General features: G+C 59.7%; 14 protein-coding genes and 1 pseudogene. 5 read left to right on the forward strand and 10 right to left on the reverse strand.

Translation table 11 applies throughout. The annotated features are described in order from the left end of the window. The coding region (locus AC3ZVB_RS12345; RefSeq protein ID WP_490146658.1) for a hypothetical protein at positions 1–261 on the forward strand (261 nt) is incomplete at its 5' end. 357 nt (positions 262–618) lie between these two features. Here AC3ZVB_RS12345 and AC3ZVB_RS12350 read toward each other — a convergent pair. Together AC3ZVB_RS12350 and hutC are read right to left on the reverse strand one after the other, a co-directional pair. After that, the gene (locus tag AC3ZVB_RS12350) at positions 619–1,188 is read right to left on the reverse strand and encodes a HutD/Ves family protein (RefSeq protein WP_490146659.1); all 570 of its coding nucleotides are present in this window, start codon (positions 1,186–1,188) and stop codon (positions 619–621) included. Next, positions 1,185–1,895, reverse strand: a complete 711-nt coding sequence (gene hutC, locus AC3ZVB_RS12355) for a histidine utilization transcriptional repressor HutC (RefSeq protein ID WP_162441046.1) — start codon at positions 1,893–1,895, stop codon at positions 1,185–1,187. Before hutC ends, AC3ZVB_RS12350 begins: the two co-directional genes overlap by 4 nt. 147 nt (positions 1,896–2,042) lie before the next feature. On the opposite strand from hutC, the gene AC3ZVB_RS12360 reads away from it, so the two are divergent. Continuing rightward, positions 2,043–3,407 carry a formimidoylglutamate deiminase gene (locus AC3ZVB_RS12360; RefSeq protein ID WP_490146660.1) on the forward strand — a complete coding sequence of 455 codons (1,365 nt, stop codon included), beginning with the start codon at positions 2,043–2,045 and terminating at the stop codon, positions 3,405–3,407. 122 nt (positions 3,408–3,529) lie between these two features. On the opposite strand, the gene AC3ZVB_RS12365 is transcribed toward AC3ZVB_RS12360, so the two are convergent. Then, positions 3,530–4,099 (reverse strand): lipocalin family protein, encoded by a 570-nt coding sequence (locus AC3ZVB_RS12365; RefSeq protein ID WP_162441042.1) that lies wholly within the window; start codon positions 4,097–4,099, stop codon positions 3,530–3,532. Positions 4,100–4,130: 31 nt separating this feature from the next. Further along, a complete protein-coding gene (locus AC3ZVB_RS12370) occupies positions 4,131–4,385 on the reverse strand; it encodes an outer membrane protein assembly factor BamE (RefSeq protein WP_162441041.1) in 255 nt (84 codons plus the stop codon). A 271-nt stretch (positions 4,386–4,656) separates the two neighbouring features. On the opposite strand from AC3ZVB_RS12370, the pseudogene AC3ZVB_RS12375 reads away from it, so the two are divergent. Beyond that, a pseudogene (locus AC3ZVB_RS12375) lies at positions 4,657–5,679 on the forward strand (HAMP domain-containing protein); the annotation flags it as partial. Between the two features lie 93 nt (positions 5,680–5,772). After that, the gene (locus tag AC3ZVB_RS12380; RefSeq protein ID WP_490146750.1) at positions 5,773–6,537 is read left to right on the forward strand and encodes a methyl-accepting chemotaxis protein; all 765 of its coding nucleotides are present in this window, start codon (positions 5,773–5,775) and stop codon (positions 6,535–6,537) included. A gap of 148 nt (positions 6,538–6,685) precedes the next feature. Here the strand turns inward: AC3ZVB_RS12380 and AC3ZVB_RS12385 are convergent, their stop codons facing one another. The 5 genes from AC3ZVB_RS12385 to AC3ZVB_RS12405 all read right to left on the reverse strand — a co-directional run bounded on the left by AC3ZVB_RS12385 (position 6,686) and on the right by AC3ZVB_RS12405 (position 16,097). Then, positions 6,686–7,288 (reverse strand): DUF924 family protein, encoded by a 603-nt coding sequence (locus AC3ZVB_RS12385; RefSeq protein ID WP_490146661.1) that lies wholly within the window; start codon positions 7,286–7,288, stop codon positions 6,686–6,688. 2 nt (positions 7,289–7,290) lie between these two features. Next, complete coding sequence (locus AC3ZVB_RS12390; RefSeq protein WP_194691697.1) at positions 7,291–8,301, reverse strand: class 1 fructose-bisphosphatase; 1,011 nt, start codon at positions 8,299–8,301, stop codon at positions 7,291–7,293. A 237-nt stretch (positions 8,302–8,538) separates the two neighbouring features. Next, positions 8,539–9,912 carry a DUF3999 domain-containing protein gene (locus AC3ZVB_RS12395; protein WP_490146662.1) on the reverse strand — a complete coding sequence of 458 codons (1,374 nt, stop codon included), beginning with the start codon at positions 9,910–9,912 and terminating at the stop codon, positions 8,539–8,541. After that, a complete protein-coding gene (locus AC3ZVB_RS12400) occupies positions 9,909–13,475 on the reverse strand; it encodes a DUF2339 domain-containing protein (RefSeq protein ID WP_490146663.1) in 3,567 nt (1,188 codons plus the stop codon). The genes AC3ZVB_RS12395 and AC3ZVB_RS12400 overlap by 4 nt, the downstream gene beginning before the upstream one ends. A 171-nt stretch (positions 13,476–13,646) precedes the next feature. Next, entirely contained in the window at positions 13,647–16,097 is a 2,451-nt protein-coding gene (locus tag AC3ZVB_RS12405) for a glycogen/starch/alpha-glucan phosphorylase (RefSeq protein WP_490146664.1), read from the reverse strand. A gap of 259 nt (positions 16,098–16,356) precedes the next feature. On the opposite strand from AC3ZVB_RS12405, the gene AC3ZVB_RS12410 reads away from it, so the two are divergent. After that, positions 16,357–16,797 (forward strand): YkgJ family cysteine cluster protein, encoded by a 441-nt coding sequence (locus AC3ZVB_RS12410; protein WP_178114283.1) that lies wholly within the window; start codon positions 16,357–16,359, stop codon positions 16,795–16,797. Between the two features lie 172 nt (positions 16,798–16,969). Here the strand turns inward: AC3ZVB_RS12410 and typA are convergent, their stop codons facing one another. Then, positions 16,970–18,790, reverse strand: coding sequence for a translational GTPase TypA (gene typA / locus AC3ZVB_RS12415; RefSeq protein WP_162436958.1), 1,821 nt, complete (start codon positions 18,788–18,790; stop codon positions 16,970–16,972). Positions 18,791–18,915: the final 125 nt, after the last annotated feature.

Below are 18,915 nucleotides of genomic sequence, written 5' to 3' on the forward strand. Positions count from 1 at the left end.
CCAGCTTTTGGCGGTCAGCGTGTTACCGCGGGCGGCACGGATTTCAACGTCACGGTACTTCGTAGGTTTATTGTCAGTCACGAAAAAGACTCCTCAGCGATCAATTCAAACCAACCCTGGCAGTGGGCAAGCCAGCCTGTGCGCATCGTTGCGCCACAAGCGAATCAGTGGACGCTGCGGAGAGTCTCGAATGACTCATACGCATACGTCTTTACTTGTACATACAAGCATATGCAATCAAGCGGCCAACTTGCCGGATGATTGTTCAAGGAAAATGCTGAAACGCTTTGAAACACAGGTAGAGCAAGGGCTGGGAGGGAAATGAAATTTTTGCGGAGGGCTTTTGAGCGCAGGGGGATGGCTGTTACTTGGACGAGGTTTTGCGCCACGCTGGGGCGTTCGGTAACAAAGTGGTGCGCGATGGGGAACGGTGTAAGTACCGCTTTTGTGGTGGTGAAGGGATCTTCTTGTGGCGAGGAGATCTTCTTGTGGCGAGGGGATTTATCCCCGTTGGACTGCGCAGCAGTCCCATATCTTTAGGGCCGCTTCGCAGCCCAACGGGGCGGTGCGACGTTTCGCTAAATCCCCTCGCCACAGATAAACCCCCTCACCACAGGTTTAGCGTGCAGTCAGTTCGATCACGCAGCATGGACCGTTGCTGGAGATTTCCAGCAGGCCGGCGTTACCGTTGAACTGCAGGCAATCATGACGACCCAACTGTGCGTCGCGTTGATCAACCTTCACTTCCAGGCCATCAGCAACACTGAACACCAACACAGTGCCCGCCGAACTGAAAAACCGTTGATCGCCATCCAGCCACTGCAATCGTGCGTCGTAACGCTGCGGCGCATAGATCAGGTTGAAGTCGCGAATCGGGCCACCCACCAATGCACAGGAAACCTGGCTCTCGCCGCTGAAGGAAAACGGGTCCAGCGGTAACAACGTTCGCGTGTCCTGACCGTCAACCCGCAAGGTCATGCCATCGCCCTGCAGCACGGTGATCACTCGTTGATACCCGGCAAAGGTGGAAAACCCGCCCGACTCGCCGATGTCGGCAATCGACAGGCGCCAGCCAAAGCCATCAAGACCGGTGCCGGCGTCGCGAGTGATTTCTTCAGTGCTACCCCCGCCGTTTTTCCACGGCATACGAGGGTAATCCTTGGCGCGAAGAACGTTCATTTCATTCATTTATGGAACCGACCTTCCAGACGATGACGGGAACCGGGGTGGATCAGGCGAGCGGCTGTTACCGGCTGGCGGCCAGACCAGGTGCGACGACGAATCAGCAGGCAGGGCTCGCCCTTTTCAATCTGCAGCAGTTTGCATTCGGTCGCTTCAGCCAGTATCGCCTCGACCACGTGCTCGCCTTCAGTCAGCGGCGCCACCTGGTTCAGATAGGCATAGGGCGTTTGCAGGGTGAAATCCTGTTTGAGGTAGTCCGGCGCCACCAGTGCGTTGACGAAACGATCCTCGATTTGCACCGGGATATCGTTTTCAAAATGCACGATCAGTGAGTGAAAGACTTTCTGGCCTTCGCGCATGTCCAGCGCCAGGGCACGCTCGGAACCGGCCGCCTCTTCTTCGAGGGTGATGACCTTGCAGGTGTGACGATGACCGCGAGAGGCGATTTCGTCGGCGATGTTGTGCACTTCAAACAAAGCGGACTGACTTTTCGGCTCGGCGACGAACGTGCCGACACCTTGCATGCGCACCAAAAGACCGTCGGCGGTCATCTCGCGCAGCGCGCGGTTGATGGTCATGCGGCTGAAACCCAACTGGCTGACCAGCTCGCTTTCCGACGGAACGCGGTAGTGAGGCGGCCAATTACCGCTGTCGATTTGCTGGGTAATCATCTGTTTAACGCGGGCGTACAGGGGCGCCGGACTGTCGCCCATGTTCGCGGCCAACGGAGAGACTGCAGGCGGAGTCGGCACGGTTAATCCTTTGTTCGTCTGGATGAGATTGCTAGCTTGCCGGAGTTTACCGAGCAGGCAAACGTCTGTATATGTATATACAAATAACACACGATGGGGTGCTGAACCATGTCCGCTTTCTTTGCCGAGCGCGCGCTTCTGCCTAACGGATGGGCCAATAACGTACGTCTTGAGGTCAGCGCCGATGGCGTATTGACTCATGTCCAGGCTGATTCCACTGCAGATGGCGCCGAAAGGCTGAGTGGCCCGCTACTTCCGGGCATGCCGAATTTGCACTCCCATGCGTTCCAGCGGGCAATGGCCGGGCTCGCCGAAGTGGCGGGCAATCCGAACGATAGTTTCTGGACCTGGCGCGATTTGATGTACCGCCTCGTCGGAAAAATCAGCCCGGACCAACTCGGCGTCATTGCCCGTCAGCTGTACATCGAAATGCTCAAGGCGGGCTACACGTCCGTCGCTGAATTTCATTACGTGCATCACGACCTCAACGGCCAGCCTTACGCAGACCCTGCCGAGCTGGCTCTGCGCGTCAGCCAGGCCGCCGCCTCTGCCGGCATCGGCCTGACGGTGTTGCCGGTGCTCTACAGCCACTCCGGGTTCGGCGGCCAGGCACCAAATGAGGGTCAGCGCCGTTTTATAAACAGCACCGAGAACTACCTCAAGCTGCAGTCGCGCTTGCAGCCGATCCTGGCGCAACAACCGGCGCAATCCCTTGGTTTGTGCTTCCACTCGTTGCGAGCGGTCACCCCGCAGCAGATCAGCGAAGTGCTCGCCGCCAGCGACAAGCAATGCCCCGTGCACATCCACATCGCCGAGCAGCAAAAGGAAGTCGATGACTGCGTGAGCTGGAGCGGTCGCCGTCCGCTGCAATGGCTGTACGAAAACACTGAAGTCGATCAGCGCTGGTGCCTGGTCCACGCCACCCACGCCAACCCGGAAGAAGTCACGCTGATGGCCAAGAGTCGCGCCATTGCCGGGCTGTGCCTGACCACCGAAGCCAACCTCGGCGACGGGATCTTTCCGGCGGTGGATTTTCTCGCGCAGGGCGGGCGCATGGGCATCGGTTCCGATAGCCATGTGTCATTGAGCGTGGTGGAAGAGTTGCGCTGGCTGGAATATGGCCAGCGACTACGCGATCAGCGGCGTAACCGGTTGTATGGCGCGGATCAGCCGATGGTCGGCCGTACGTTATACGACGCGGCACTGGACGGCGGCGCGCAGGCGCTGGGCCAGCCGATTGGCGCTCTGGAAGTGGGCAAGCGCGCTGACTGGCTGGTGCTGGACGGCAATGATCCGTACCTGGCCACGGCCAGTGGCGACGGGATTTTGAACCGTTGGCTGTTTGCCGGAGGCGATCGTCAAGTGCGTGATGTACTGGTCAACGGCCAGTGGGTCGTGCGTAACGGACGTCATGCGGATGAGGAAGAAAGCAGCCGGGCGTTCACTCAGGTCCTGCGCGATCTCCTCGGTTAACGCAAAACAAAATGTGGGAGCGAGCCTGCTCGCGATGAGGTTGTCATATCCAACGGAGATGTTGACTGACAGACCGCTATCGCGAGCAGGCTCGCTCCCACAGTTTTGATCTTCGGTAACCTTTAGTTCGAGGTCTTGGCCATCTGCGTATCCGACGCCCGCCAGATCAGCCGCGTGGTGTCGTAACCCTGCTGACGCGCCTTGCTCAGCAGTTCTTCACGCACTACACCATTGACCGAAGGCGTCCGGGACAGCAGCCAGAGATACCGGCGGCTCGGATCGCCGACGATGGCGGTCTTGTAGTCGTCGCTGACGTACAACACCCAGTATTGCCCTTTCGCTACACCCGGCAGCAATCGCGAAAACCAGGTATCAAACTCGACCCACAACTTGTCGGTCTTGCCCGGCACCTGTGGATAAGCCGTGCCCTTGGCTTCTTCCCATTGCCAGTCCGCCGTCAGGCAACGGTTGAGCACCAACACATTACCGTCGGGCTTGAGCGTGTAATGGGCTTCGGATTGCGCGCAGTTGCGCTGGAAATACATCGGCAAGCGCGCCAACTCATACCAGGTGCCCTGATACTTCTTGAGGTTGACGCTGTTGACGGTTTTCGGCGCCAACGGATCTTCGCCAGAAGTGGCGCAGCCGGCCAATACCAGGCCCGCTAAAAGTACAAAAAATAACCGCTTCATTGTTTTTCTCCCGTGGGCGCGTAGCCCCGGTTTACTTCAGGCCTTGGCCAGAAAACATCAACACTTTGTCACCGGCGTATTGCACGCTGATAAAGCTGTTCTTGTCGCCCCAGGTGCAACTGGACATGCCCAGCGCGCCCGAACAATCGGCGGGTTTACCCAGCAGGTTTTCAACCTCGGCCTTGGGCATACCGGCAGACAACTTCGAGTAGTTTTCCTGATTGACCTTGCTGCATGCGGCCAACAACACGCAGAACGAAAGCAGGGCGATAGAGCGCAGCGACATGGTGTAGCTCCTGGGGCGAAGGGGGTTGGCATGGCTGCCAAGCAGAAGCTTAGAAGAGAAAACCCCTATCTGGTTCCCCGCAGGTCCGGCTATTTATCAGGCCGCTCGTCTGCCATTTGCCGAAAAATCAGCGACTTTCTCGCGCCAATGAACATTTCGTCGATTTTCGACAAAGACGCCTAATCTTTGGCGCCGACCGGTCGACATAGAAGCAGCGCAAGCCCCCCTGTTGATCAGCCCCTCCGCGGTAGCTCATTTAATGACCAGAAACATGAAGTTCAGCCACAAGATCCTGTTGGCTGCTGCCCTCGTGGTGGCCGTTGCATTTGCCTGTTTCATCCTGTTCAACGACTACCGCCAGCGCCAGACCTTGCGCAGCAGTACCGAAGCGTCGATGCAGGAACTCGGCAGCCTGACCACCAGCAACATTCAGACCTGGCTGGAAAGCCGCATTCAGTTGCTGCAATCGCTGTCCCAGCAGATCGCCGCGGACGGCAGCGCCCCGGCCAGCCTCAAGCGGGTTATCGACCTTCCGGCCTACACCAGCAATTTCCAGCTGAGCTACTTCGGCGGCAGCGACGGCGTGATGTTCTCGGTTCCGGCCGGCAATCGCGCTGCGGACTACGATCCTCGCGCCCGTGGCTGGTATAAGGCGGCCAACAGCGCGCAACAGACCATCGTCACCGAACCGTACATCGCTGCGTCCTCCGGCAAGCTGGTAATCACCGTGGCCACTCCGGTTCAGCGCCAGGGCCAGATGATTGGCGTTGCAGGTGCGGACATCGACCTGTCCAGCGTCAGCGCGATCATCAACTCCCTGAATTTCGGCGGCCATGGCCACGCATTCATCGTCAGCGCTGATGGCAAGATTCTGATTCACCCGGACAGCAAACTGGTGCTCAAGAGCCTGGCCGACGCCTACCCGTACGGTGCGCCAAACGTCAGCCCTGGCATGAAAGAAGTCGAGATCGATGGCACAAGCCAGTTCATCTCCTTCACCCACGTCAACGGCGTGCCGTCGGCGGACTGGTACGTGGCGCTGGTGCTCGATCAGGACACCGCGTTCTCGATGCTCAGCGAATTTCGCACGTCGGCGATCATCGCCATGGTCATCGCGGTGGTCATCATCATCGCGCTGCTGGGCATGCTGATCAGCTTCCTGATGCAGCCGCTGCTGACCATGGGCCGCGCCATGCACGACATCGCCGAAGGCGAAGGTGACCTGACGAAACGCCTGACCATCCACGGCCATGATGAATTCGGCGCCCTGGGGACTTCGTTCAACCGCTTTGTGGAACGCATTCACACATCGATCAGCGAAGTGGCTTCGGCAACGGGTCAGGTCAACGAAGTGGCGCTACGTGTGGTGGCTGCCTCGAATTCGTCGATGTTCAATTCCGACCAGCAAGCCTCGCGCACCAGCAGTGTGGCTGCGGCGATCAACGAACTGGGTGCCGCCGCGCAGGAAATCGCGCAGAACGCCGCCCTCGCCTCTCAGCATTCGAGCGACGCCCGCGCCCTGGCGGAAGACGGCCAGCAGGTGGTCGACAAGACCATCGCCGCGATGCAGCAACTGTCAGCGAAGATCAGCGATTCATGCGGCAACATCGAAACGCTCAACAGCAACACCGTGAACATCGGGCAGATCCTGGAAGTGATTACCAGCATCTCGCAGCAGACCAATTTGCTGGCGTTGAACGCCGCCATCGAAGCGGCCCGTGCCGGCGAAGCAGGTCGTGGTTTCGCCGTGGTGGCTGACGAGGTGCGCAACCTTGCGCACCGCACTCAGGATTCTGCGCAGCAAGTGCAGAAGATGATCGAGGAGTTGCAGGTCGGTGCGCGTGAAGCGGTCAGCACCATGACCGACAGCCAGCGCCAGAGTGAAAGCAGCGTTGGCATTGCCAATCAGGCTGGTGAACGGCTCGGTAGCGTGACTCAGCGTATCGGTGAGATCGACGGGATGAACCAGTCGGTGGCCACGGCAACGGAAGAACAGACGGCCGTGGTGGAGTCGATCAACGTCGACATTACCGAGATCAACACGTTGAACCAGGAAGGCGTGGAGAACCTGCAGTCGACTTTACGCGCGTGTGCAGACCTTGAGCAGCAGGCGACGCGGTTGAAGCAGCTGGTCGGCAGCTTCAGAATCTGAGCCAGATTTACAGGCCCCTTCGCTGGCAAGCCAGCTCCCACAATTATCTGTGGCGGACACGCATTAAGTGGACGGCACAGCCCCCTGTGGGAGCTGCGGTGCGACGATTCGACTTGCCAGCGATGACGGCATCAGCCGCAACTAAAATCTAAAACCTGGAACCAGGCTTCGAAAGAAACTCCAACTCCTCAGCCGTAGACTCCCGCCCCAACACCGCATTGCGATGCGGAAACCGCCCGAACTGCGCGATCACCTTCTGATGCTTCTCGGCGTAATCCAGGTAATCGGCAAACAGCGCCCGGTCGTCTTCAGGCTGTTGCGCCACCAGATCGATGTAGCGCGAGATGCACTCGTTCTGCACCGCCAGATTCTCGCAGTGCTCAAACACCAGATAGATGAACACCCGCTGGATAGGCCGCAATTGCCGATCGAAATCCGCAGCAATGCCCTGCGCTACCAGTGCCTGAGCCCTTGGATCGCCTGAAAAGGATTTTGGAGTGTCGCGAAAGATCATTCGCGGAACTTGATCGAGCAGCAACACCAGGGCCAGCCAACCTTCGGGACGTTGCGTCCACTCGGTCAATCCGCCGGCCAGTGCCTGTTCGACCCAGTCCCCGAAACGCTCGCGCGCTTCGAGGTCCTGGCTGTCACGCTTGCCGAACCACAACTTGCCCTTCTGTGCCGCCACCTCGGTGGATGATTCGCAATCTCCGAACCACCATTCAAGCAACGGCTGCCAGGGCGCGGTCATGTTTATTCCTTGTGGTAAGCCGTGACGCGTTCAACTTCTTCTTTCGAGCCGAGGAACACCGCTACGCGCTGGTGCAGGCCTTCAGGCTGAATGTCGAGGATGCGCTGGTGGCCGTCGGTGGAAGCGCCGCCAGCCTGTTCAACCAGGAACGACATCGGGTTGGCTTCGTACATCAAGCGCAGCTTGCCCGGCTTCGACGGCTCGCGGCTGTCACGTGGGTACATGAACAAACCACCACGGGTCAGGATACGGTGCACATCGGCGACCATCGCGGCGACCCAGCGCATGTTGTAGTTCTTTTTCAGCGGCCCTTCATCGCCAGCCAGCAGTTCGCCGACGTAGCGCTGTACCGGCGCTTCCCAGTGACGCTGGTTGGAGGCGTTGATCGCGAACTCCTGAGTGGACTCCGGGATCGTGATGTCTTCGTGAGTCAGTACGAAGCTGCCCATTTCACGGTCCAGGGTAAAGCCTTTCACGCCGTCGCCCAGGGTCAGCACCAGCATGGTTTGCGGACCGTAGATGGCATAACCGGCAGCAACCTGCTCGGTGCCTGGCTGCAGGAAGGCTTTTTCATTCAGCGCTTCGTTCTGGCTCAGGTATTCGCTCGGGCAACGCAGTACCGAGAAGATGGTACCGACCGGTGCGTTGATGTCGATGTTCGACGAACCGTCCAGCGGGTCGAATACCAACAGGTAGGCGCCTTTCGGGTATTTGCCCGGGATCTGGTAGGCATTGTCCATTTCTTCGGACGCCATGCCGGCCAGGTGACCGCCCCATTCGTTGGCTTCGAGCAGGATCTCGTTGGAGATGACGTCGAGTTTCTTCTGCACTTCACCTTGGACGTTTTCGGTGCCCATGCTGCCCAGAACACCGCCCAGGGCGCCTTTGGAAACGGCGTGGCTGATTTCTTTACAGGCGCGCGCCACCACTTCGATCAGGAAACGCAGATCGGCAGGCGTGTTGTTGCTACGGGTCTGCTCAATCAGATAGCGACTCAGGGTAACGCGGGACATGGAAGGCTCCGGTGGAATGGGGGACTGAAAACCCGCGCAGTTTAACGCGAGTCGGGGCGCATTTCCTCCTATCAGACGTGAGATGCCGAATAGAGTTCATGCGCGGGGTTTAGCGTAGTTCGAAACGGGCATTTTTACCGACCATTGAACCGCTATCGCGAGCAGGCTCGCTCCTACAGTGTCACGCGTACTCATTGTGGGAGTGAGCCTGCTCGCGATGGTGCGCAGCACCGGTCTTCACGGCTTGACGGGCGGTTTACGCAACAAACTGAACGCCATCGCCGCCAGAAACAACACGCTCAACAGCAACACCGCCCACAACCCGAACTTCTTCCAGTTCGTGTCCGTCGTAGCGGCCGCTGTCACCGTCGAAGTAGTACTCAACACGGCTGCGCCTTCAACCGACGCCTTGCCCAACGCCACCCATTTCGCCGCCTTGTAATCCGGGATCAACGTCGACAACGGCAGGTTCGCCGCCTTCGCCGTCGCACTGCCCAGCGCCAGCGTGTAAGGCCCGGTGCCGCGCGCCAGGAACACTAACTGCGTCGATCGTACGGCGAAACGGATCGTCGGCGCTTGCGTTCCCAAACCACCACCACGTTCGTCCACCACAAGCTTCAACTGCTGCACGGTTTGCCCCGGCAGTTGCAGCTCGTTTTGCATCACGTCCTGGCCATTCTGGGTCAGGCGATAGAGCAACCCGGTGCTTAATGCTTGCCACGGCAGACTGCTTTCCCGACGGCCGGACACAATGGCTGGCGCCAGACTGTTGGGCTGACTCAACTCGACCTGAACGCGCTCGACATTCAATCCCATCGGCAATTGCCAGGTGTATTCACCCGCCTTCACGCTGCTGCCCGCCAACGGTTGCGACCAGACCAACGGCTGCGGCACGTTGCGCGCACCGACGCTTTCGACTTGTGCCGAGGTCAAGGCAGGTGCCGATTGTGGTGAGCTCCAGAGCAGGCGCAGGTAACGCGCCGTCTGCCCCGGCAAACTGACTTCACGTTGCTCGACCCGTTCGTCGGCAAACGTCAGGCGCGCGACTTGCCCGTCGCCCCAGGATTGCCAGTGCTGCAGATCATCGCTGGCTTCGATGCTGAATCGCTGGAAGCCGTCGCGATCGCTGGTCCAGTCGAGGATCAATTGCTGCAACGGCGCTTTGATGGCGCTGGCGTCCAGCAACCAGCCACGCAGCACTTCTTCGCCGGCCTCGAGTTGGCTGGATGGCTGCACTTCGACCAGCGTGCCGTTGGCGGTCGATTGCACCCGCACACCCGGCGCGCGTTCGGTGGAATCGGCGGCGCTGTACAGCGGGAACCATTTCACATCGGACAGCACACGTTGCTCGCTGGATTGCGCCGACGCCCGAACCAAGGCGTAGGCCTGTGGCTCACCGGCAGCGTTGAAGACGCGCACATCGCTAAGATCTGTCTGGCGTGCATTCAATTGCACATTCAACGGCAGCTCAAGGCGATACCACGGCCCTTCCCCGCTCACCGACAAGGGCACCTGCGTGGTGAAATCCGCCGGTTTTTCCTGAGCATTGGCCGTGAGCGCCACACCCAACGCAACGGCACCCAACCATCCCAGGTTCAGCTTCTGACTCAAGACGACACTCCTTCGGTTTGCGGGGCGGGCTTATCCGCCTCCGGCGCAGCTTCGGCACGCTTGGGTGGCAGCGGGGCGAAATAGCCGACCACCAACAGCAACACACCCACGCCGATGAACGACACGATCCGCGCCAGTCCGCCGCGGTTACTCAATTCGACAAAGAACAGTTTGGCGACCACGACGCCGATCAGCGCCGCACCGATCAGCCAGACTTCGCGGCGATGACGCAGATGGCCGCCAATCATCAAGCTCAACGCCATCAAGGTCCACACGATCGACAGCCCCGCCTGCACCAGCATGGATGCCAGCAGCGCATCCAGCTCGAATGGAACACCACCCCAATGATGAGCGGTGCGCATCACCAGCGCGGTAAAGAAGGCAAACAGCGAGACACCTGCGACCAGTTGGCTGGCGAGATCAACGAAAGGCTTGCGGATCGCCAGTTGCGTCACGGCGTATCGGGACCAGACGAACACGCCGAACAACGCGAACAGCAGCCCCAGCTCCAGCGGGTTGATCAGCGGCGCATAGGGCAAGGGCTCGGCGGTGCCGTCGCTGACAATATTCGCCAGCCAGAACCAGCCGAGCATCAGCAACGCCAGAGGCGCCGCCGCGTAGAGACGGTATTCACGAGAATAGGCGGACACCGGCCATGGCCAATTGCGCGGCGCGGCCATCAGCACCAGGTACAGGCTTGGCAGAATCGCCCAGCCCAGCCAGCGCCAGGCGTTGTATTGCTCGGACAACAGCAGCAAGCCGTAACGCAACTCCAGGGCCAGCACGCCGATCAACAGCCAGGCGCCGAGCACATGGGCGGCGCTGATCGCACGGGGCGCCAGCATGGGCGCCAGGCGCCGCACGGAGATGAAGTGCACGGCGAACACGGCGGCCCACGCCAGCCAGCCGACATTGGCAGCCGGGTGGAAACGGGCGTACAAGGCGTCGAGCAGCACCAGACCAGCCGCCGGTATCAGCGAGAGACAAAGCAAGCCCAGCGATGACCATTCAAGGCGCAACGCCAACCACGTCCACAACGCAACGCTCACTGCCGTGGCGACCAGCAGCAAAGTCGCTTGCAGGCCCACCGGCGCAAACCGCAGGATTTCCAGCCCCCACGCCAACGCCCACCAACCCGCGCCCCACACCAGCAACACCTGGGACAAACGCTGCAAGCTGAGCGAATCGAACGCCGAGGCATGGGTGCCGAGTTGCAAGCGCCAGGCGCCGATCAATGCCGCCAGACCCAAGACCAGTGGCGTCCAGAAACCGCCGTGTGCCAGGGGTCGCAGACCCTCGCTGGCCAACGCACCGAACAGCTGCGGACCCGACAGCAAAAACGCCGTGCCGCCGATCACCTGCAACAGCAGACCGAAGATAAAGCTCACTCGCTGCGTCAGATACAGGCTCAGCCAGATGATGAACAGCCCGCTGGCCGCCCACACGGCGCTCGCTGTTTGCCAAGGCAGAACGAACAGCACCGCCAGGTTGATCAGCACCAGACCCGCCAGCAACACCACCGACAAACCGCGCAACAGCCGCGGATCACTGCGCACCATTTCGTCCTTTGCCGCCAGCAACATCCCGGCAATCAGCGCCAGGCCGATCAACGACGCGCTGAGCAAGCCGCTCCAACCGGCGCTGAATACGGCGCCTGTCTCGCCACTCGAACCTTGCAGCCGCATCAGGAACAACGCACCGCCCAGCAACTGCACGGCAAATGCGCTGAACAGGAAGGTGCGTGATTGCAGGCGCAGCCCGACGAACAAGGTGGCCAGACCGGCGAGCGCCCAACTGATCGTCGTGCCTTGTGTGAAGAAGAACAACGGCGCCAACAGATAGAGGAACGTCAAACCCAGGCACGCCAACACAGGCAGCCCTTTGCGTTCCCATTCCGAGGTCTGTTCCGGCGTCGCTTTGCGCAATTGGTAGAAGCTGAACAGCAGCGCCACGCCGAGCATCAATGCACCGAGCGGTGCCCCATCGAGCAGGCTACTTTCGCCGCCGCGCAGCTCGCTGAGAAATGCCGCTGCCGCGCCCAATTGCAGCAGCAAGGCAAAGGCACGAGCCAACGGTCGTTGTTGACGCAGGCCGAGCCAGAAGATGCCCGCACCTTCCACGGCCCAAGCGGCCGAGGTCCAGCGAGCGTCGAGCCCCAACGGAATCGCCAGGCTGGTAAAAATCACGCCGAGTGCCAGGCAGGTTTCCGCTAACAGCAACGCCCGACCACCACTCAGTAAACGCGCCAGCCCCATGTAGATCATGCCCAGCGCCAGCGCGCTGAACGCCGCCGCGAACTCCAGATGCTGGACCAGCGCGAACTGCAAACCGAAGCCCACCAGTGGCGGACCAAACAGCATCGTGCCGTCGACGTAATCACCCTTGCGCGCCGACCAGCGCAACAGCGCCTCGCGACTGTCGTTCTCGGGCGCGTCGCTCATCTCCAGCAGTTTGCGCCGGGCAAACAGCAAGCCGATGGCCAGGTACATCAGGAAGAACAGGACAAGAAACGGCTCGGTGCTCCACAGCAGTTCCGGCGTATAGGAGCGCAATCCCCAGGCGAAACCGATGCCGAAGGTGCCGACGAAGCCAATCAGGTTCAGCAGTCGCCAGGCCTTGAACCAGGCAATGCCGAGAATGCCGGCGTTGAGTAACGCGAAGTAGCTGAACAGGGCGACATGGTTACCTGCGCCAGTCGACGTCAGAATCGGCGCGGCGAAACCGCCGAGTGCCGCAACAGCGGCCAGGCCCAATGCATCCTGAGTGATAGCGAGGATCGCCGAGAACACCGTCACTGCCACCAGCAATCCCAATGCGGCACCAGGGTCGAGCAACGGGTGCAAGCGCATCGCGGCAAATACTGTCAGGTACAACACCGCGATCCCGGTGCCTTGCAACATGAGCGCATATTGCCTGTTGCGCGTGCGCAGCCACCAACCTAAACCGAGCAAGCCCAAGGCGGCGCCAGCTACCCCGGCATAACGCAGTTCGATCGGCACCACCATGCCTTCAGTGGCATAGCGCAGCAGAAACGCCAGCCCGAGAAACAACAGCACCACGCCAACGCGCAGCACGGTGTTGCCGTCGAACAACCAGGCTCGAGCACCGTTGATGGCGCGCTCGATGAAGTTGGGGCCGCGTGGGGCGGCAGGCTCCTGGGGTTCGCGGGAGACCGGTTCTGGCTTCCAGGCGTCCACAGGCAGGGGTCGACTGGCTTCAGTGGACGCGGCGGTGACGGGTTCGAGTTCGGGAGGTAGCTCCCAGATCAGCTCTGGAGACTCAACGGGGATTTCATCGAGAATGAATTCAGGCGCCGGTTCGCTGCGTTCAGGCGCTTTGACGCCAGACGTCTCCAGCCATGCCAGCCGCTGCTGAACCGAAGTCAACGTGGCCTGCGTTTGCTCGAGCAACAGATGCTGGGCGGCGGTTTGCGAATCCAGACGGTTGATACGGATGGCTTGACCCATACCCAGACCGAGCAACGCGCCCAGCAGCGCATCGCTGAACGACTCGTCGAGTATCCAGCCGAGCACCAGCCCTATCAGCATGAAAATCCATTGCATGGTCGATATCCCTAAGCGCATTGGCCAATCCGGGAAGATTAGCGCAGCCCGACACTAAAAGATCGCAGCCTTCGGCAGCTCCTACAAAGGCGTGGCAAGACACGATCCTGTAGAAGCTGCCGAAGGCTGCGATCTTTTCCGGCACGCCAGTATATCGAGCCAGGCGAAGACTTACTCCAGCGCTTTCCAGATTTCCGTGGCGTACTCGCGAATCGTCCGGTCGGAAGAGAACCAGCCCATCCGCGACGTGTTCAGCACTGCCGAGCGCCACCATTCTTTGGAATCGTGCCAATGCGCTTCGACCCGCATCTGCGCGTCCCAGTAGGAATCGAAATCGGCGCAGACCAGGAAGCGGTCGTAGTCGATCAACGAATCAATCAAACCTGCATAACGGGACGGATCATCCGGCGAGAACACCCCGCCGCGAATCGCTTGCAGCACGTCATTGAGTCGGTGAGACGCCGCGATGTCCGGTGTCGCATTGAACTCGTGGTTCTGTTTGCGCGCTTCCACCTGCTGGGCGCTGAGGCCGAAAATGAACATATGCTCGGCACCAATGCGCTCGCACATTTCCACGTTGGCGCCATCCAGAGTACCGATCGTCAACGCGCCGTTAAGGCCGAATTTCATGTTGCTGGTGCCCGACGCTTCGAAGCCGGCGGTGGAGATCTGCTCCGACAGATCCGCGGCCGGAATAATGCTCTCCGCCAGGCTGACGTTGTAGTTGGGCAGGAACACCACTTTGAGCAAGCCGCGCACGGTCGGGTCGTTGTTGACCACCCGGGCGATGTCGTTGGTCAATTTGATGATCAGCTTGGCCTGGTGATAACTGGCCGCCGCTTTGCCGGCGAAAATCTTCACACGCGGCACCCAGTCGATTTCCGGCTCCGCACGAATCGCCTGATAGAGCGCCACGGTGTGCAGCAGGTTGAGCAGCTGGCGTTTGTATTCGTGGATCCGTTTGACCTGCACGTCGAACAGGGCGGCCGGGTTGACTGCCACTCCGAGTCGCTCATGAATGATGTACGCCAGGGCTTTTTTGCTGTGCAGGCGCTGCTCGGCGAAGGCCTTGAGGAACGCCGGTTTCTCGGAGAAAGGTTCCAGGTCGAGCAGGCGCTCTTCCGGGTTATCCAGCAAGTCGGGGCCCAATGCGTCGACCAGCATGGACGTGAGTTCGGAGTTGGCCTGGTAGAGCCAGCGGCGGAAGGTGATGCCGTTGGTCTTGTTGTTGATCCGCTCCGGGTAGAGCTTGTGCAGTTCGGAGAACACGGTTTTGCGCATCAGCTGGGTGTGCAGGCCCGACACGCCGTTGACGCTGTGTGAGCCCAGGAATGCGAGGTTGCCCATGCGTACACGGCGGCCGTTGTCTTCCTCGATCAGCGACACCGCGCGCAAAACGTCGAAGTCGTGAATGCCTTTGGCCCGAAGCGAGTCGATGTGCTGGGCGTTGATCAGGTAAATGATCTGCATGTGCCGTGGCAGCATGCGTTCCATAAGGCCGACCGGCCAGGTTTCCAGCGCTTCCGGCAGCAGCGTGTGGTTGGTGTACGAGAGCGTATCCACCGTGACCTGCCACGCAGCATCCCAGGCGACGTCATAGACGTCGACCAGTTGCCGCATCAGCTCGGCCACCGCAATCGAGGGGTGCGTATCGTTGAGCTGGATCGCCGCATGGTCGCCCAGGGTCAGCACCGAGGTGTGCATGTTGCGGTGGCGCCGCAGAAGATCCTGCAAGGACGCGGCGACGAAGAAATACTCCTGACGCAGGCGCAGCTCCTGACCGGCTTCAGTGCTGTCTGCGGGGTAGAGCACGCGGGAAATACTTTCTGCCCGGGCGACTTCGGCGACGGCGCCCAAGTGGTCACCGGCGTTGAAACGTTCCAGGTGCAAATCTTCCATGGCGCGGGCACGCCACAGGCGCAGCGTGTTGACGCTCGCCCCGCGCCAGCCGACTACCGGTGTGTCGTACGCAATGGCGCGAACGGTTTCCACCGGCGTCCACACCTGCTTGGACTTGCCGGCCTCATCAGTGACGGTCTCAACGCTGCCACCGAAGCCGATGGGGTACACCACTTCCGGCCGTTCGAACTCCCACGGGTTACCGAAATCGAGCCAGTGTTCGGTTTGCTCTTGTTGCCAGCCATCGACGATGGCCTGGCGGAACAAGCCGTGCTCGTAACGAATACCATAGCCATGTCCGGCAATGCCGAGGGTCGACATGCTTTCCATGAAGCACGCTGCCAGACGGCCCAGGCCACCGTTGCCCAGGGCTGCGTCGGGTTCCAGCAAACGAATGCGTTCAATGTCGACGCCGAGTTCGGTCATGGCTTCGCGGGCAACATCGAGCAGGCCGAGGTTGCTCAGGCTGTCGTAGAGCAGACGGCCGATAAGAAATTCAAGGGAGAGGTAATAAACGCGCTTCTGACCTTTGCGGTAGATCTGCCGCGTGTGATCCATCCAGTGCTCGACCATGTGATCGCGCGCGGCCAGGGCAATGGCTTCGAACCAGTCGTGGTCGAAGGCGTGATCGGGGTCTTTGCCCACCGCATAGGTGAGTTTGGTCAAGACGGCGTCGCGAAATGCGGCCACCTCTGCTTCGCGAACAAGTGGTTCTTGAGTCATCGATAGGACCTCGAGCGAGCGTGGAGTAGTTGAGCCTAGACGGTCTGACAGGTCGTTGGAACTCTGGTTCGGCAGTTTTTCCCGTTAGTGCGAGATAGGTCGACATTAAAGAGTCATGTGCTGGAAATAATGCAGGGCCCGTGCCGAAATATGGCGGTTGAGAAGCGATATGCGAAAAAATCTGGCGAAAGGTTGTTCAAAAATCCACCAGTCCCGGTATGATCGCGCGCCCTGATGCACACGCTGGTAACAACCGATGATGAAGTCCAATCTGATCGCCGCTGCTGAGATCGATCGCCTCGATACCTGGGCCAAGTACTCTGCGCCGATGTGCGGTTCGTGCATATCCAGCTGCTGCACCCTGCCGGTCGAGGTCAAGATCAAGGATCTGATCCGTATCGGCATCGTCGACGAGTTCGAGCGCGGCGAACCGGCGAAGAACATCGCCAAGCGTTTGCAGAAGGAAGGGATCGTCGAGCGCTACAACCAGAAGTCCGAGATCTTCACCCTCCAGCGCATGAGCAATAACGATTGCCTGTACCTGGATCGTAAGAGTCGTCTGTGCACTATTTATGAAAAGCGCCCGGATACTTGCCGCAATCACCCAAAAATCGGCCCGCGGCCGGGCTATTGCGCTTACAAGCCCAAAGAAGTGGCGCGTGAAACCAGCAACTCGCGCCGTACCCTCGAGAAGTTTTAAACCCTAAAAGATCGCAGCCTCGTTTCACTCGACAGCTCCTACAGGGTTATGCGCATGCCCGTAGGAGCTGTCGAGTGAAACGAGGCTGCGATCTTTTGAATTTGCTCCAGACAAACAAAAACGCCCCCGACCTTGCGGTCGGGGGCGTTTTTTTGTCAGCTAACTAAATGACTTAGTTACCGGACTTCTTGGCAGCGCGGGTACGCTCGCTTTCGCCCAGGATCTTCTTACGAAGACGGATGGACTTAGGAGTCACTTCGCACAATTCGTCTTCTTGAACGAATTCCAGAGCTTGTTCCAGGGTGAAACGGATAGGCGGAACCAGAGCGATGGTTTCGTCTTTACCCGAGGCACGCATGTTGTCGAGCTTCTTGCCTTTGGTTGGGTTAACGCCCAGGTCGTTGTCGCGGCTGTTGATGCCGACGATTTGACCTTCGTACACGTCTTCACCGTGACCCAGGAACAATTTGCCGCGAGCTTGCAGGGTTTCCAGCGAGTAAGTCAGAGCCTTACCGGTAGCAACCGAAACCAGCACGCCGTTCTGACGGCCGGACATGTCGCCGGACTTCATCACGTCGTAACGGTCGAAGATCGAGGTCAGGATGCCTGCACCGGAGGTCAGGGTCAGGAACTCGTTACGGAAACCGATCAAGCCGCGAGCCGGGATGTTGTACTCAAGGCGCACACGGCCCTTGCCATCCGGAACCATGTTGGTCAGGTCGCCTTTACGGATACCGATCTGCTCCATGATCGAACCTTGCGATTCTTCTGGCAGGTCGATGGTCACGTTTTCGTACGGTTCGTGCTTGACGCCATCAACCATGCGGATGATCACTTCCGGACGACCAACACCCATTTCGAAGCCTTCGCGACGCATGGTTTCGATCAGTACCGAGAGGTGCAGCTCACCACGGCCGGAGACTTTGAACTTGTCGGCGGTGTCGCCTTCTTCAACGCGCAGGGCAACGTTGTAGAGCAGTTCTTTGTCCAGACGCTCTTTGATGTTACGGCTGGTGACGAACTTGCCTTCACGGCCGCAGAACGGCGAGTCGTTAACCTGGAAGGTCATCGAAACGGTTGGTTCGTCAACGGTCAGCGGCTTCATCGCTTCGACGTTCAGTGGGTCGCACAGAGTGTCGGAGATGAACAACTGGTCGAAGCCGCTGATGCAGACGATATCGCCGGCAGCTGCTTCTTCAACGTCGATACGGTGCAGACCGTGGTGACCCATCAGCTTCAGGATACGACCGTTACGGCGCTTGCCGTCTGCATCGATCGCAACAACCTGGGTGTTCGGCTTGACGCGACCACGAGCGATACGGCCAACGCCGATGATGCCCAGGAAGCTGTTGTAGTCCAGTGCCGAGATTTGCATCTGGAACGGACCATCACGGTCAACTTTCGGTGCTGGTACGTTGTCGACGATCGACTGGTACAGCGGGGTCATGTCTTCAGCCATGTCGGTGTGTTCCAGACCGGCAATGCCGTTCAGGGCCGAGGCGTAGACGACTTTGAAGTCCAGCTGTTCTTCGGTAGCACCGAGGTTGTCGAACAGGTCGAAGATCTGGTCCAGAACCCAGTCCGGACGTGCGCCTGGACGGTCAACCTTGTTGATGACCACGATTGGACGCAGGCCGGCTTCGAAAGCCTTCTTGGTCACGAAACGGGTTTGCGGCATAGGGCCGTCTTGAGCGTCAACCAGCAGCAGAACGGAGTCAACCATCGACATTACGCGTTCAACTTCGCCGCCGAAGTCGGCGTGGCCCGGGGTGTCCACGATGTTGATGTGGTAGCCGTTCCAGTTGATGGCGGTGTTTTTCGCCAGAATGGTAATACCGCGCTCTTTCTCCTGGTCGTTGGAGTCCATCACGCGCTCGTCGTTGAGCTCGTTGCGCTCCAGGGTGCCGGATTGACGCAAGAGTTTGTCTACCAGGGTGGTCTTACCATGGTCAACGTGAGCAATGATGGCGATGTTGCGTAGATTTTCGATCACTTGTGTATCTCGATCAGAGGATTCGGTGTGCTGACAAGTCTTGGCAGCGATTTACAGTAGAGTCAGGCCTTGCCGTTACAGCTTGACGGCAGAGTCGGGGGGCCGGTGACGCAGGCCACAGGCAT

This window comes from Pseudomonas sp. MDV22-iso1 (assembly GCF_058145095.1).

What these genes read in the sequence shown, in the direction of transcription:
- AC3ZVB_RS12380 (WP_490146750.1), top strand. Translation starts at nt 5,773, where the DNA reads ATGTTCAATTCCGACCAGCAAGCCTCGCGCACCAGCAGTGTGGCTGCG.
- AC3ZVB_RS12405 (WP_490146664.1), bottom strand. Translation starts at nt 16,097, where the DNA reads ATGACTCAAGAACCACTTGTTCGCGAAGCAGAGGTGGCCGCATTTCGC.
- AC3ZVB_RS12365 (WP_162441042.1), bottom strand. Translation starts at nt 4,099, where the DNA reads ATGAAGCGGTTATTTTTTGTACTTTTAGCGGGCCTGGTATTGGCCGGC.
- AC3ZVB_RS12370 (WP_162441041.1), bottom strand. Translation starts at nt 4,385, where the DNA reads ATGTCGCTGCGCTCTATCGCCCTGCTTTCGTTCTGCGTGTTGTTGGCC.
- AC3ZVB_RS12400 (WP_490146663.1), bottom strand. Translation starts at nt 13,475, where the DNA reads ATGCAATGGATTTTCATGCTGATAGGGCTGGTGCTCGGCTGGATACTC.
- hutC (WP_162441046.1), bottom strand. Translation starts at nt 1,895, where the DNA reads ATGGGCGACAGTCCGGCGCCCCTGTACGCCCGCGTTAAACAGATGATT.
- AC3ZVB_RS12350 (WP_490146659.1), bottom strand. Translation starts at nt 1,188, where the DNA reads ATGAATGAAATGAACGTTCTTCGCGCCAAGGATTACCCTCGTATGCCG.
- AC3ZVB_RS12410 (WP_178114283.1), top strand. Translation starts at nt 16,357, where the DNA reads ATGAAGTCCAATCTGATCGCCGCTGCTGAGATCGATCGCCTCGATACC.
- AC3ZVB_RS12390 (WP_194691697.1), bottom strand. Translation starts at nt 8,301, where the DNA reads ATGTCCCGCGTTACCCTGAGTCGCTATCTGATTGAGCAGACCCGTAGC.
- AC3ZVB_RS12360 (WP_490146660.1), top strand. Translation starts at nt 2,043, where the DNA reads ATGTCCGCTTTCTTTGCCGAGCGCGCGCTTCTGCCTAACGGATGGGCC.
- AC3ZVB_RS12385 (WP_490146661.1), bottom strand. Translation starts at nt 7,288, where the DNA reads ATGACCGCGCCCTGGCAGCCGTTGCTTGAATGGTGGTTCGGAGATTGC.